Origin of the sequence: Mycobacterium sp. DL99 (genome assembly GCF_004762045.1) — a bacterium.
Classification (GTDB): Bacteria; Actinomycetota; Actinomycetes; order Mycobacteriales; family Mycobacteriaceae; genus Mycobacterium.
On record NZ_SJOM01000007.1, the window covers coordinates 3806191 to 3820935 of the forward strand.

The window sequence follows — 14745 nt, forward strand, 5'->3', positions numbered from 1 at the left end:
CGTTTTATTGTGACCCCGCTTACAGCGGTTGTAAAGAGGTAGTAGAAATGTGCCATGGGACGCCCGCCGGTACCGCTGCTCTCCCCCGACCGCATCACCAGTGCGGCAATGGATTTGGTGAACTCAACCGGCGGATTCAGCGTCCCCCGACTCGCCCGGGCGCTGAAGGTCCGGCCGTCCTCGCTCTACAACCACGTCGCCGGACGCGAACAGATCGTCGAACTGCTACGTGAGCGGGCCATGTCCGAAGTCACCCTCCCCGACGACGACCCGGCCCGCCCCTGGACCGAGGTGGTCGCCGACATCATGCGGTCCTACCGGCAGAGCTACGCCCACTATCCGCGACTCATCCCGCTGCTCACCGCACACGCGGTGAACAGCGAACATGCCCTGACCATGTACAACACCCTGGCCCTCACCTTCAGCCGCGCCGGGTTCGACCCGGCCGACACGCTGCGCGCCATCACCCTGATCGACTCATTCGTGCTGGGCTCGGCCCTGGATGTCGCCGCCCCCGACGAACCCTGGAGCACCGGCGCCGAGGTGGGCCCGGAACTGACCGCCGCCCTGGCCACCGGCAGCGCCAAGCCCGCCCGCGCCGACGACGCCTTCGAATTCGGCATCGCGGTACTGCTGAGCGGACTGACGGTTGTGAAAGCAGACGCCGACCGGGATTGAGGCCGCGGTCGACGCGCTGCGCGATGCCACCTTCTGGGACTTTTTACCCTGGTCAGCAGCGATCACCGGCATAAGGTTGGCAGCACAGTCCGCACGAAGGAGTGGTGATGACCCGCTACGAACTGCCCGATGTTGCCGACCTGATCCGCCTTGGCGAGCCTCATGAGCACGCCATCACGGTGTACGCCGAAACCGCACCGGGACCCGACGAGCGGGAAAAGAGCCTGCTGACCGCGAAGAGCGCAGTCGACCGGGCCCTGCGCACGATCCGCGAGTCCGGGGCACGGCATGCCGTCGAGGAACAGTTGCGGTCGCGCTGGACCGAGATCGCCGAATCGGACCTGTGGCTGAGCCTTTCCAGATCGGTGGCCATCTTCATCGCCGACGACTTCCACGAGGTCTACGTGCTGCCCAACGCTCTGGAGAGCCAATCGCAGGTGGGCAGTTATTTCGACATCGGCCAGCTGGTGCGGGCAGTCACCACGCCGCAGGAGGCCTACGCCCTGACCCTGTCGGCCGACGGCTGGAACCTGTGGCAGGCCACCGCGAGCACGCGGGCCAACGAGTTGGAGCTCACCGGCGAGTACGCGGCCGATGTTGCCGACGCGACCCATCGCGCCACCGTGCGGGACCGGGGCCATGTACGCCGCCTGGTCGGCGACGAAGGCAAGAAGGTGTTGCTCGAGAAGTACGCCAAGCGGGTCGCCGAGGCGGTGGACGCCGAACTGGGTCAGCTCGATCCGTCATCGAACCGGCCGCTGTACCTGTTCGCGACCGACCCGCTGCTCGATATGTACCGCGGGCTCGACCACAAACGCCGGATCGTGGCGGTGCCCGGTGCTGCCGACGAGCTGCGGCCCGATCAGATCGACGGTGCCATCCGCGAGTCGCTGCCCGCCCTGAATGCCGAACAGGCCAACGCGTGGGTCGAGGAGCTCGGCAACGACGTCAGCAAGGGGCTGGTGGCCACCGACCTGGGCGACATCGCCCGCGCCGCGGCGGCCGGGGCGGTGGACACGCTCGTGTACAACTTCACCGTCGACGTGCTCGGCCGGATCGAGTCCGGCACCGGAGCTCTGCAGTACGACGACGCCGGCTACGACGTGCTGTCCCGCATCGCAGTGACGGTCCTCGACCACCGCGGTGAAACCTATGCCGTACGGCCTCACGAGATCACCGCCGGCGTGTGGAACCAGACCGCAGTCGCGAAACTACGGTTCGCCCTGGGATGACGGCCCGCACACCTACTTTGCTGACTTCTTCGGCTTTTCCGACGACTCTTCGGTCGGCTTCGCCGGCTTCGCTTCGGGCAGAAGGGCTTCCAGCGCTGCCCCGGTGATCCGGCGGAACGCCCGGCGAGGACGGTTGGCGTCCAGGACCGCCACCTCGAGGGTGGCCGGGCCCAGCGCGCGCGGCTCGGAACCGTTGCCGCTCGCGCTCAGCGCTTCGACGGCGATCTTGACCGCTGCGGCCAGATCGGCGTTCTCCGCGTACGAGTTGTTCAGCGCGGTGATGATCGGCTCGGTGGTACCGCCCATCACGACGAAGTGCGGCTCGTCGGCGATCGACCCGTCATAGGTGATGCGGTACAGCTCAGGCGACTTCGTCTCGCCGTAGTGCGCCACCTCGGCGACGCACAGCTCGACCTCGTACGGCTTGGCCTGCTCGGTGAAGATCGTGCCGAGTGTCTGCGCGTAGACATTGGCCAGCTGCCGGCCGGTCACGTCTCGACGGTCGTAGGCGTAGCCGCGGGTGTCTGCGAACTGGATACCGCCGCGCCGTAGGTTGTCGAACTCGTTGAACCGGCCCACGGCGGCGAAACCGACCCGATCGTAGAGCTCGCTGACCTTCTGCAGCGACCGCGACGGGTTCTCCGCCACGAACAGCACGCCGCTGTCGTAGGCCAGCGTCACAACGCTGCGACCTCGGGCGATGCCCTTGCGCGCCAGTTCGGAGCGCTCACGCATCGCCTGCTCAGGCGAGATGAAATACGGGAAACTCATTTACCCCTCACCGCCCGTCCGGGTCCGGCGCGCGATGACCTCGCGAGCCAGCTCGGCGATGCGTTCCTCGGCGATCTCCGCCGCCCCCTCGGCACCGATGGTCACCGCGGTCGGATAGATGCCACGAACCAGGTCGGGCCCACCGGTGGCGGAGTCGTCGTCGGCCGCGTCGTAGAGCGACTCGATGGCCACCTGCAGTGCCGAATCCGCATCCACCACGTGCGGGTAGAGCTTCTTGATCGACGACTTGGCGAAGATCGAGCCGGAGCCCACCGACTGGTAGCCCTCTTCCTCGATGTTCCAGCCGCCCGCGGCATCAAAGGACACGATGCGGCCCGCTTTCTCGGCATCGGCGGCATCGACGTCGTAACCCACCAGGAGTGGGAGCGCCACGAAACCCTGCAGTGCCGCACCGAGATTGCCGCGCACCATGATGGCCAGCCGGTTGACCTTCCCGCGGAAGGTCAGGGCGACGCCTTCGAGCTTCTCGTAGTGCTCCAGTTCCACGGCATAGAGGCGGGCGAACTCGACGGCGATGGCCGCGGTACCCGCGATGCCGGTCGCCGTGTAGTCGTCGGTGATGTACACCTTCTGCACGTCGCGCCCGGCAATCATGTTGCCCTGGGTGGAGCGGCGGTCACCCGCGATCAGCACCCCGCCGGGGTACTTGATCGCGACGATGGTCGTCCCGTGCGGCACCGCGTTGGTCGGGTTGATGGCGCCATCGGCGGCACGGTTGACCGGCAACAGTTCGGGAGCCTGACGACGCAGCAGTTCAGAGAACGACGACAGGTCCATGGCTACAGAAGGGATACCGGTATGGGGCTTGGGCAAAGACGAAGACAGATTTTCGTGCCAGGTCACTGGCCGCCCTTTTGGACGTACGCGCGCACGAAGTCTTCTGCGTTCTCTTCCAGCACGTCGTCGATCTCATCGAGCAGATCGTCGGTCTCCTCGGCCAGCTTCTCGCGACGCTCCTGGCCGGCGGCAGATGCACCCGGGAGGTCGTCATCCTCGCCGCCGCCACCGCCACGCTTGGTCTGCTCTTGAGCCATCGCTGCCTCCTGCAATTGTCATCGGCTGGGCTAACCGCCCAACCGGTCCTTCCACAGTACCGGTCGGCACCCGGATTGCCCGGGATAGCTCACCGCCGGAAACGGTCAGTTCGTGAGTTGCTCGACGAGTTCGGCGGCGCTGTCCACAGAGTCCAGCAGGGCGCCGACGTGCGCTTTGCTGCCGCGCAACGGCTCCAGCGTCGGAATCCGGACGAGCGAATCGCCGCCGAGATCGAAGATCACCGAGTCCCAGCTGGCCGCGGCGATGTCGGAACCGAACCGGCGAAGGCATTCGCCACGGAAGTACGCGCGGGTGTCGGTCGGCGGGTTGTCGACCGCGTCGATCACCTGCTGTTCGGTGACCAGGCGCTTCATCGAACCGCGTGCCACCAGCCGGTTGTACAGACCCTTGTCCAGCCGGACGTCGGAGTACTGCAGGTCGACCAGGTGAAGCCGCGGCGCCTGCCAGCTGAGGTTCTCGCGCTGACGGAACCCTTCCAGCAACCGCAGCTTGGCCGGCCAGTCCAGGATCTCGGCGCATTCCATCGGATCGCGTTCCAGCAGGTCCAACACATGGGCCCAGGTCTCGACGACGTGGGAGGCTCGTGGGTCGGGGTCCCTGATGTCGACCAGTTTGGCCACCCGGTCCAGATAGACCCGTTGCATCGCCAGGGCGGTCATCTCACGGCCGTCGGCCAGCGCAACGGTGGCCCGCAGCGACGGATCGCGGCTGATCACGTGCACCGCGTGCACCGGTCGGGCCAGCGCGAGATCGGACAGGTCCAGCCCGTACTGCGGGCCTTCCTCGATCAGATCGAGCACCAGCGAGCTGGTCCCGACCTTGAGGTACGTCGACGTCTCGGCCAGGTTGGCATCACCGATGATGACGTGCAGCCGCCGGTACTTGTCGGCGTCGGCGTGCGGCTCGTCGCGGGTGTTGATGATGCCGCGCTTGAGCGTGGTCTCCAGGCCGACCTCGACCTCGATGTAGTCGGCCCGCTGGGACAGCTGGAAGCCGGGATCGTCACCTGACGGACCGATGCCGACCCGGCCCGAACCGGTCACCACCTGCCGGGACACCAGGAACGGCGTGAACCCTGCGATCACCGCGGAGAACGGTGTCTGACGGCTCATCAGGTAGTTCTCGTGCGACCCGTAGGACGCGCCCTTGCCGTCCACGTTGTTCTTGTAGAGCTGCAGCTTGACCGCCCCGGGCACGCTTGCCACGTGGCGGGCCGCGGCCTCCATCACACGTTCACCGGCCTTGTCCCAGATCACCGCGTCCATCGGATCGGTGCACTCGGGCGCCGAGTACTCCGGGTGGGCGTGGTCCACATACAGCCGGGCACCGTTGGTGAGGATCATGTTGGCCGCGCCGACCTCGTCGGCATCGACGATCGGAGCCGGCCCGGAGGCCCGGGACAGATCGAACCCACGGGCGTCGCGCAGCGGGCTTTCGACCTCGTAATCCCACCTGGTGCGCTTCCCGCGCTGGATACCGGCGGCCGCCGCGTACGCCAGCACCGCCTGCGTCGAGGTCAGGATCGGATTGGCGGTCGGATCGGACGGCGATGAGATGCCGTATTCGACCTCTGTTCCGATGATCCGTTGCATGTGGCCAGCCTAGGTGACGGCCTGTGTACCCCGGGCCGCCAGGTATTCGGGCCGCGGCCGCGGGGCGGCGAACGGGTCGGTCAGCGCGTTGTCGACCGAGTTGAACACCAGGAAGACGTTCGACCTCGGCAGCGGCGTGATGTTGGATCCCGAGCCGTGCAGCAGATTCGCGTCGAACCACAGTGCGGTACCGGGCGGGCCGGTGAACTGGTGGATGTCATGGGTGTCGACAGCCTTGGTCAAGGTCGTCTGATCGGGCACGCCGATGTTCTGCGCCACCAGTGAGGTGTCGTGGTTGTCTTCGGGTGTGGCGCCGACGCAGGGATAGAACGTCTGGTGCGATCCGGGGATCACCATCAGCGACCCGTTGTAGGGGAAATTCTCGGTCAGGGCGATCGAGCAGGAGACGGCGCGGATCGCCGGCATGCCGTCCTCGGCATGCCAGGTCTCGAAGTCCGAATGCCAATAGAACCCCGTCCCGGTGAACCCGGGCATGAGGTTGATCCTGGCCTGGTGGATGTACACGTCGCCGCCGAGCAACTGCTGAGCGACCGGCAGCACGGTGTCCAGCCGGACCACCTGGGCCACCAGATCGCTCAGCAGATGCGGTTCGAAGATCGACCGGATCGTGCCGCCCGGCTCACGGATCACCCGCGGGTCGTCCTTGTCCAGATCCGCTGCCACCCGGTCGATTTCGTGCCGCAACAGCGGCAGCCAATCGTCGGACACCGTCTCGGGCGCGACCAGGTAGCCGTACTCGGAGAAGCCGTCGAGATGATGCTGGCTCAGCGGCCCATCGGCCACAGTGCCCCACACCACCGGCTCATGGCGCGGTATCGGCTCGATCGCGTGCTCGAGCCGTGTCGGGTAGCGATCCTCGACAACCGTGCTCCCACGCGATACGCCTTCGGCGGTCCGCTGTGCCGTCATGCGACCGACTGCGGCGCCGGGTATACGCCGTTCTCGTCATGCACCTCCCGCCCGGTCACCGGCGGGTTGAACACGCACAGCATCCGGAGCTGCTCGTCGCACGTAACGCGGTGGCGGTCATGGTTGTTGAGGAGATACATGGTGCCGTCAGCGAGCGGGTACTGCTGTCCGGTCTCCAGATCCATCAGCGTGCCGGTCCCCTCGATCACCCAGACCGCCTCGACGTGATGCTGATAGTGGAACTCGTTGACCGACCCCGCCTCGATGGTGGTCTCGTGGAACGAGAAACCGACACCGTCGCCGGCAAGGATGATGCGCTTGGATCGCCAGCTGCCGTCGGCGACGTCACGGTCCGTACCGGTGATCTCAGCTGTGGTGCGAACAATCATGTTTCAAGCCTCCTCAGGCCAGCGTGACTGCGACGGACTCGGCGAGAATGTCGAGTCCCTCGGACAATTCGGTCGGAAGAGTGGTCAGCGGCGGCAGCAGTTTGACCACTTCGTCGGACGGTCCGCTGGTTTCCATCAGCGCACCGCGGTCGAAGGCGGCCCGGCAGACCTTTCCGGCCAGGTCAGGCTCGTCGAACTTGATCCCCTGGGCCATTCCGCGGCCACGAGCGCTCAGCCCGTCGTGGGCAGCGGCGATCTCCTCCAGACGCGCCCGGATCAGCTCACCCTTGGCGGCGGTGTCGACGCTGAATTGGTCATTCTCCCAATATGTCTCGATCGCGGCGGTCGCGGTGATGAAGGCCGGATTGTGACCGCGGAAGGTGCCGTTGTGCTCCCCCGGCGTCCACATGTCGAGCTCGCGGCGGAACAGTGTGAGCGCCATCGGCAGGCCGTAACCACTGACCGACTTCGAGATCGTCACGATATCGGGCACGATGCCGGCGGCCTCGAAGCTGAAGAACGGCCCGGTGCGGCCACACCCCATCTGGACATCGTCGACGATCAGCAGGATGTCGCGTTTGCGGCACAACTCGGCGAGGGCCTGCAGCCATTCGATCCGCGCGACGTTGAGACCGCCTTCGCCCTGGACGGTTTCGACGATCACCGCGGCCGGCCGGTTGAGTCCGCTGCCCGAATCGTCGAGCACGCGCTCGAACCAGTGGAAGTCCTCGGTGACCCCGCCGAAATAGTTGTCATAGGGCATCGGCGTGGCGTGCACCAGCGGGATGCCTGCCCCGGCCCGCTTCATCGAGTTGCCGGTGACCGACAGCGCGCCCAGTGTCATGCCGTGAAATGCGTTGGTAAAGCTGATAACCGATTCGCGTCCGGTGACCTTCCTGGCCAGTTTCAGGGCCGACTCCACCGAGTTGGCCCCGGTCGGCCCGGGGAACTGCACCTTGTAGTCGAGCCCGCGCGGCCGCAGGATCAGCCGCTCGAAGCTCTCCAGGAACCGTTGTTTGGCCGCGGTGGCCATGTCCAGCGAGTGCACGATCCCGTCGGAGACAAGGTATTCCAGCAACGGTTCCTTCAGGGCGGCGTTGTTGTGGCCGTAGTTCAGCGCCCCCGCTCCGGCGAAGAAGTCGATGTAGGTACGCCCCGAGGTGTCGGTCACCCAGGAGCCAGCGGCGCTGTTCATGACGGTGGGCCAGCCGCGGCAATAGCTACGGACCTCTGACTCGACCGAGCTGAAAACGTCGGGAAGGTCAGATTCGGACAACGGCGCTGTCGTAGCGAGCAGCAAGGGATAATCCTTCCAATCAATTCAAAATGGTTATCAGATAACTGATTTCAGCGAGAAAGCGGTGTGGCGATGGGCCCCATCCGCAGAATCGGCTCGTCCTCGTGCGCTCCGTCGGCGTCGAGGAGATCGCAACCGAAATGCGGGTCCTCGACGAGCGGGACACCGTGCCGGCGGGCGAACGCACCGAAGAATGCGCGTGAGGCGGTGTTGCCGGGTGAGACCGTGGCCTCCACGGTGACCGGGCGCCCGCCGCGCTGCGTCCGCACCCGGTGCACGAGGGCGTCGAGCATCGTGCTGGCCAACCCTCCGCCCTGCGCCGACGGCGCCACGGCGACCTGCCACACAAACAGGACGTCCGGTCGTGGCGGCGGGTGGTAACCCGTGATGAATCCGTGCAGGTCACCGTCACGTTCGGCCACGATTGACGTGGCAGCAAAATCGGTTGCCAGCAACAGATAGGCGTAGGTGGAATTCAGATCGAGCACCCCAGTGGCTTCCACAAGGCCGCGGATGCCAATCGCATCGGTACCCCGCGGAGGGCGCAGGAATTCTTCCCGGGAATGGCGTCCCGGAACGCTTTCTAAAACACGCATATCGAGTTAAAAGTCACCACCGAACTTCTCAGCGAACATCGTCAGTTTCAGGCCATCGGTGCCCTCGACGTAAGCACACCGCTCTGCCCGGATCAAGCTCCGACACCGCCCGAGGAGCGACAATTCGTCTCCGATCACCCCACTTGACCTGCAATAACTCCGACAATCGTCAATCTCAGGAAAGTGTTAGCGCCGTTATCCAATCGTTACATTGGTGCGCGGGTACCACCCTCGGAGTCACTAGCTATCCCGCCGCCACAGTTGTCTCGGCATGCCGAACGCCCCCATACACTGGTTTATCCGCCGATACTCCGCGCCCAGAAATTCAAATCAAAATCTAATAATCGCGGCCGGGTTTCAACCCCATTAGGCGGTCGAATATGCTCGGAGGGTTTCCGTGAATCAACTCATCCAGCAAGCCAGCCGTATCGCGATACGGGCAACACCACGCGATCCGTAGCCAGGATTCGACCGCTGCCGAAACCAGACGGGCACCATCCGCGGCGCACCCCGCTGTCACGCGCCGAACAGGTCAACGTGGTCGCGGACGTCGCGGTCAGCCTGGCCGGGCGAGACGCCTACCTGGAGTTGGAGCGACGCTGACGCCGGCGGCGTCAGCACCATGCGCCCCCAGGTGGTTCCGGCGATCACCAGTGCGGCTCCGGCGATTCCGGCGCCGGTGACGCGATCGCCGGCCATGGCGATGCCGATGATGGCGGCCCACAGCGGTTCGGTACCCACCAGCAGGCTGACCCGGGCCGGACTGGTTGTGTTCAGCGCCCGCAACTGCACCAGGAAGGCAAACACTGTGCAGGCCAACACCAGATACCCGATGACGGCCCAGTCCGCCACCCCGTAGGCCGCGGTCGTCGCCACCACGGATTGCCCGGACGGCCCGCAGAGGGCGAGCGCCACACCGGCGACGGTGACCAGCTGGACCAAAGTGGTTCGGGCCGAGTCGATCTCACTTTTCTCTGACATCCGCGCCATGACGGTGACGTGCACCGCGCGCAGTAGCGCGGCGATCACGATCACGATGTCCCCCGCCCGCGGGGCGGTCAGGCCGCCGGACTGGGTCAGCAACGCGCAGCCGACCACCGCGAGCGCCGCCGCGGAATAGAAGCGGGGCGCCACCCGATGGCGCTGGATCATGGGTGTGGCCACGATGGTCAACGCCATGATCAGTCCCGCATTCGATGCCGATGTCATGGTCACGCCGTAGGTTTCGGCAACACAGACCGCGGCCAGAAGGATCCCGCCGACCACACCCGAAATCCCCTCGGCGCGGGTCAATCCCGTCAGCCGCCGGCACAGGACGGCGGCCAGCACCACTGTGGCGAGGGCGAACCGCACCGCCAGAAGGGCGAAAACCGTGTCGGGCGCGGCGATCTCTTTGGTGGCCAGATAGCTCGATCCCCACACCACAGCGACGGCGAGCAGACAGAGGTCGGTGGATCGTTGGGCCATACCCACCAGCGTGTTGCCCACCCAATAGTTCAGTCAAGCTAATCTTTTTTCACTATATATGTAGAATTACTTCATGGATGCGGGTCGCCTGCGGATGTTGCGTGAACTCGCCGACCACGGCACGGTCGCCGCAGTGGCTGAGGTGCTGTCCATGACACCCTCGGCCGTCTCCCAGCAGCTGAAGATCCTGCAACGCGAAGCCGGTGTGACATTGATCGAACCCGACGGCAGGCGGGTGCGCCTCACCGATGCCGGACAGGTGCTGGTCGGACACGCCGATGCCGTGCTGGCGGCACTGGACTGCGCCCGGGCCGAGATGGACGCCTACCGCAGCACACCCCGCGGCACGGTCAGCGTGTCATTCTTCCCCTCCGGGGCGGCAATGTTGCTGGCCCCGTTGATCATCCGGGCAGCCGAACACGGAGTCCAGGTGCTCGGGCGTGACATCGACGTGCCTGCGTCCCGGGCACCGGCCCAACTCGCCGACTTCGACGTCGTGGTAGTTCACCGCGACGAACGCGACGCGTCCTCGTGGGGTCCGCGATTCGAATCCACCGAACTGTTGCGGGAGCCCCTGGATGTCATCCTGCCGCCCGGGCATCGCCTCGCCGGCCGCGCTCAAGTGCGGCTGGCCGACCTGGCCGACGAACCCTGGCTCGGTGTCGAAGGCGGATTGATGGTCGACGACGTGCTGAACTCGATCACGATACTGTCCGGCGTCCAGCCGCGAATAATCCAGCGGATCAACGACTTCCGCGTGGTCGAGGAGCTGGTCCACGCGGGCACCGGCATTGCCCTGATGCCCCGCTACGTGAGGCTCGCGCGCAAGTTGGTGCGATTGCCGATCATCGACATCTCGGTGGCCCGGCGGGTGGAGGCGGTCACCCGCTCGGGCGCGACCGCGCGGCCCGCGGTGGCCGTCGTACTCGACGAGCTGAGGGCGATCGCCGCGGAGGTCAGTTCGGCGCTCACGTGACATCCGCGCGCGGTGCGCCACGACACGCTGCCCCGGTAACTACGCCCGGTGCTTGCCGTACCGGTGATTGCTTGGTGCAGTAGACGTGATGACGAACCTCGTGAGGCGCAACGCAACGCTGGTCGCGGCACCGGTGTGGCGGTGAGGAACCGTGGCGAGTTCACGATCCCCTGACCGCATCGAGGCCGAACGCTGGTTCCTGGCCAACGGGCTGCCCGCGGTGTTGCGCCCGGGAGCGCTGGTCCGTTCGGTGTGGGCGCGGTCGGCGCCGGCTCTGGCCGCCTACGCATGGGTGATGTTGAGTTCGGTGCTGGTGGTCGGCCTGACCGGCAAGCACACCATCGCCATCGACGGCACCCCGACGCGCACCGAGTGGTTCGTGCTGGCGGTACTGCTTCTGGTGCTGCCGACTGCCGCTCTGGTCGGGTGGGCGGTCTCGGTACTCCCGACCGGACGCGCGGCCGATGCGGCGTCGGCGGTGGCCTGCCTGGTGATCGTGGTGAGCGGATTCTACGGCGGACTGACTGCCCGGGACGGCGTGAACCTGATCATCGAACTGCTCGTCATCGCGGCTGTATTAGTCTGCACCGCAACAGGAATCGGATCGATCCTGGGTTTTGCAGCCCAAGTCACGACCTCCAATCTGGCGTCGGTCGGCAGCCTCTTCGTCCGGGCGCTGCCGGTAGTTCTGCTGACCGTGCTGGTGTTCTTCAACACCTACGTCTGGCTGATGGCATCCACCTTGAGCCGCACCCGTCTCTGGCTGGCTCTGATGTTCCTCTTCGCGGTCGCCACGGTGTTCCTGGTCTCCAGCACGCTGGAGCGGGTGCGGCCGATTCTGCGGCCCGGCGCCAAGGAACCCGAGGACGACGGGCGTCTTTCCGGTACGCCGTTCGCCGACATGCCCGACCGGCCACGGCGGGTCCGGCTGTCGAAGCCGGAACGGCTCAACGTGGTGTTTGCGCTCGTGCTCTCGCAGATCGTCCAGGTGCTCACCGTGGCGATCGTGACCGCGCTGATCTTCTTCGTCCTGGGACTGATCGTGCTCAGTCCCGAGCTTCTGGCCGCCTGGACCCGTAATGGATCACCCGACGGCCAGCTGCTGGGAATGACGTTCCCGGTACCCCAGGCGCTGATCCAGACCACCATGTTCCTGGCGGCGCTGACGTTCATGTACCTCAGCGCCCGCGCGGTATCCGACCCCGAGCAGCGGACCCGGTTCCTCGACCCGCTGCTCGATGATCTGCGACTCACACTGGTGGCCCGCGACCGCTACCGCACCCACACGGCGGAATCCTGACGCGTCAGAGCTTGTAACCGATCGCGCGCAACAGATCCCGGCGGGCCGTGACGTCATCGTCGGATTCGACGCCCAGCGGCGGCTGCCCGTCGATCACGCCCGCGATGCCGCGGCCAAGTTGAGTGACGGCGACCACGATGTCGACCGGATTGGCAGTGGCGCAGTAGATCGAGCAGACCTCGGGGACCGCTTTGATCGGGTTGAGGACGTTCACCGGGAACCCGTCCCGCAGGAAGATGACGAAAACATGCCCTGCGCCGATCGCCAGCGCATTGCGAACGGCCAACTCGACCAGGTCGGGATCGTTACCGCTGCGGCGCACCAACCTCGCACCCGATGCCTCGCAGAAAGCCAGCCCGAACCGCAACGACGGGCTGACTCCCACCATCGCCTCGTGCAGGTCATCCGCCGTCTTGATGAAGTGCGCCTGCCCGATGACGACGTTGAGGTCGTCGGGCTTGTCGACGGACACCACGTCCCAGGACAGCGCCGGTGTGGTCACAGCTTCATGCTGCCACCGACGCCGCCCGGACGGGTGCCGATTCGACCAAGGGCCTACAGGTACTGCCCCAGGTTCGATTCGGTGTCAATCGCGCGGCTGGCCGACGAACTCTTCCCGGTGACCAGGGTGCGGATGTAGACGATCCGCTCGCCCTTCTTGCCCGAGATCCGCGCCCAGTCATCAGGATTGGTGGTGTTGGGCAGGTCCTCGTTCTCGGCGAACTCGTCGACGATCGAATCCAGCAGGTGCTGGATACGCAAACCGGGCTGCCCGGTCTCCAGCACGGCCTTGATCGCGTTCTTCTTCGCCCGGTCGACGACATTCTGGATCATGGCGCCGGAGTTGAAGTCCTTGAAGTACATGACTTCCTTGTCACCGTTCGCGTAAGTGACCTCCAGGAACCGGTTGTCGTCGATCTCGGCGTACATCCGGTCCACGACCTTTTCGATCATCGTCTTGATCGTCAGGGTCCGGTCACCGCCGAACTCGGCCAGATCGTCGGCGTGCACCGGCAGAGCCTCGGTCAGGTACTTCGAGAAGATGTCCTGTGCCGACTCGGCGTCGGGCCGCTCGATCTTGATCTTGACGTCCAGGCGGCCGGGCCGCAGGATCGCCGGGTCGATCATGTCCTCACGGTTGGACGCGCCGATGACGATGACGTTCTCCAGCCCCTCCACGCCGTCGATCTCCGAAAGCAGCTGCGGCACAACGGTTGTCTCGACATCGGAGCTGACACCGGTGCCGCGGGTACGGAAGATCGAGTCCATCTCGTCGAAGAACACGATCACCGGGGTGCCCTCGGAGGCCTTCTCACGGGCCCGCTGGAAGATCAGCCGGATGTGACGTTCGGTCTCACCGACGAACTTGTTCAGCAGCTCGGGGCCCTTGATGTTGAGGAAGTAGCTCTTCGCCTCGCGGGCGTCGTCGCCACGAACCTCGGCCATCTTCTTGGCCAGCGAGTTCGCCACCGCCTTGGCGATCAGCGTCTTACCGCAACCGGGCGGGCCGTAGAGCAGCACACCCTTGGGCGGCCGCAGTGAGTACTCGCGGTAGAGCTCCTTGTGCAGGAAGGGCAGCTCCACGGCGTCGCGTATCTGCTCGATCTGGCGGCCCAATCCACCGATGTCGTTGTAGCTGACGTCGGGCACCTCTTCGAGCACCAAGTCCTCGACCTCGGCCTTGGGGATGCGCTCGAAGGCGTACCCGGCCTTGGTGTCGACCAGCAGCGAATCGCCGGGCCGCAGTTTGCGCGGACGGTCGTCGTCGAGAGCGGCTTCGGAATCCTCCGGCAGATCCTCGACGGCGACCAGTGGCTCGGCCAGCCAGACGATGCGCTCCTCGTCGGCATGCCCGACCACCAGTGCCCGGTGGCCGTCGGCCAGGATTTCGCGCAGCGTGCTGATCTCGCCGACCGCCTCGAAGTTGCCGGCCTCGACCACTGTGAGCGCCTCGTTGAGCCGAACCGTCTGGCCCTGCTTGAGCAACGCGGTCTCGATGTTCGGGGAGCAGGTGAGTCGCATCTTGCGGCCCGAGGTGAACACGTCGACGGTGTCGTCCTCATGGGTACCCAGTAGCACGCCGTACCCGCTGGGCGGCTGCCCCAGCCGGTCGACCTCCTCGCGCAGGGCGAGGAGTTGCTGACGTGCTTCCTTCAGGGTGTCCATGAGCTTGGCGTTGCGCGAGGCGAGCGAGTCGATCCGCGCCTCCAGCTGGTGCACGTCTCGGGCACTGCGCAATCCGCTCTGAGGCCCTACTGCATTCTCCAGCTGCTCACGCAGAACCGCGGCCTCACGGCGCAGCGATTCCAACTCGGCGGCATCATCGCTGGACATGGGCTGCGAGAAGCCCGCCGAGAAGCTCTCGGCGTGGCCCTCCGAACGCTCTGACTCACTCATATTGCGCTCCCTCCCGCACCGCAAGTTGGTGCAGTAACAACTT

15 protein-coding genes are annotated in these 14745 nt (G+C 65.8%); 4 read left to right on the forward strand and 11 right to left on the reverse strand.

What is annotated here, in order from left to right; all coding sequences use genetic code 11:
• Positions 1–54: 54 nt before the first annotated feature.
• Both EYZ64_RS18695 and EYZ64_RS18700 read left to right on the forward strand, forming a co-directional pair.
• Positions 55–678: a TetR/AcrR family transcriptional regulator C-terminal domain-containing protein gene (locus EYZ64_RS18695; protein WP_135455572.1), complete on the forward strand. Its 624-nt coding sequence runs from the start codon at positions 55–57 to the stop codon at positions 676–678.
• 107 nt (positions 679–785) lie between these two features.
• Positions 786–1910, forward strand: coding sequence for a baeRF11 domain-containing protein (locus EYZ64_RS18700; protein WP_135455574.1), 1125 nt, complete (start codon positions 786–788; stop codon positions 1908–1910).
• Positions 1911–1922: 12 nt separating this feature from the next.
• On the opposite strand, the gene prcA is transcribed toward EYZ64_RS18700, so the two are convergent.
• The 9 genes from prcA to EYZ64_RS18750 form a co-directional block, all read right to left on the reverse strand.
• Positions 1923–2681 (reverse strand): proteasome subunit alpha, encoded by a 759-nt coding sequence (gene prcA / locus EYZ64_RS18705; RefSeq protein ID WP_135455576.1) that lies wholly within the window; start codon positions 2679–2681, stop codon positions 1923–1925.
• Positions 2682–3479 carry a proteasome subunit beta gene (prcB, locus tag EYZ64_RS18710; RefSeq protein ID WP_135455578.1) on the reverse strand — a complete coding sequence of 266 codons (798 nt, stop codon included), beginning with the start codon at positions 3477–3479 and terminating at the stop codon, positions 2682–2684.
• Between the two features lie 62 nt (positions 3480–3541).
• Positions 3542–3736, reverse strand: coding sequence for a ubiquitin-like protein Pup (locus tag EYZ64_RS18715; RefSeq protein ID WP_003880265.1), 195 nt, complete (start codon positions 3734–3736; stop codon positions 3542–3544).
• 105 nt (positions 3737–3841) lie between these two features.
• The gene (gene dop / locus EYZ64_RS18720; RefSeq protein WP_135455580.1) at positions 3842–5350 is read right to left on the reverse strand and encodes a depupylase/deamidase Dop; all 1509 of its coding nucleotides are present in this window, start codon (positions 5348–5350) and stop codon (positions 3842–3844) included.
• A 9-nt stretch (positions 5351–5359) separates the two neighbouring features.
• Positions 5360–6280: an ectoine hydroxylase gene (gene thpD / locus EYZ64_RS18725; RefSeq protein ID WP_135455582.1), complete on the reverse strand. Its 921-nt coding sequence runs from the start codon at positions 6278–6280 to the stop codon at positions 5360–5362.
• A complete protein-coding gene (locus EYZ64_RS18730) occupies positions 6277–6669 on the reverse strand; it encodes an ectoine synthase (protein ID WP_135455583.1) in 393 nt (130 codons plus the stop codon). The genes thpD and EYZ64_RS18730 overlap by 4 nt, the downstream gene beginning before the upstream one ends.
• Before the next feature lie 13 nt (positions 6670–6682).
• The gene (gene ectB, locus EYZ64_RS18735; RefSeq protein ID WP_135455584.1) at positions 6683–7969 is read right to left on the reverse strand and encodes a diaminobutyrate--2-oxoglutarate transaminase; all 1287 of its coding nucleotides are present in this window, start codon (positions 7967–7969) and stop codon (positions 6683–6685) included.
• A gap of 47 nt (positions 7970–8016) precedes the next feature.
• A complete protein-coding gene (gene ectA, locus EYZ64_RS18740; RefSeq protein ID WP_135455587.1) occupies positions 8017–8562 on the reverse strand; it encodes a diaminobutyrate acetyltransferase in 546 nt (181 codons plus the stop codon).
• A gap of 516 nt (positions 8563–9078) precedes the next feature.
• Positions 9079–10029 carry a DMT family transporter gene (locus tag EYZ64_RS18750; protein ID WP_135455591.1) on the reverse strand — a complete coding sequence of 317 codons (951 nt, stop codon included), beginning with the start codon at positions 10027–10029 and terminating at the stop codon, positions 9079–9081.
• Positions 10030–10102: 73 nt separating this feature from the next.
• Here EYZ64_RS18750 and EYZ64_RS18755 point away from each other — a divergent pair, with 73 nt between their 5' ends.
• Both EYZ64_RS18755 and EYZ64_RS18760 read left to right on the forward strand, forming a co-directional pair.
• Positions 10103–11005: a LysR family transcriptional regulator gene (locus tag EYZ64_RS18755; protein WP_135455593.1), complete on the forward strand. Its 903-nt coding sequence runs from the start codon at positions 10103–10105 to the stop codon at positions 11003–11005.
• 151 nt (positions 11006–11156) lie between these two features.
• Positions 11157–12305 (forward strand): hypothetical protein, encoded by a 1149-nt coding sequence (locus EYZ64_RS18760; protein WP_135455596.1) that lies wholly within the window; start codon positions 11157–11159, stop codon positions 12303–12305.
• A 4-nt stretch (positions 12306–12309) separates the two neighbouring features.
• Here the strand turns inward: EYZ64_RS18760 and EYZ64_RS18765 are convergent, their stop codons facing one another.
• Positions 12310–12807, reverse strand: coding sequence for an adenosine-specific kinase (locus EYZ64_RS18765; RefSeq protein ID WP_135455598.1), 498 nt, complete (start codon positions 12805–12807; stop codon positions 12310–12312).
• Between the two features lie 53 nt (positions 12808–12860).
• Positions 12861–14702, reverse strand: a complete 1842-nt coding sequence (arc, locus tag EYZ64_RS18770; RefSeq protein WP_135455600.1) for a proteasome ATPase — start codon at positions 14700–14702, stop codon at positions 12861–12863.
• Positions 14703–14745 lie beyond the last annotated feature (43 nt).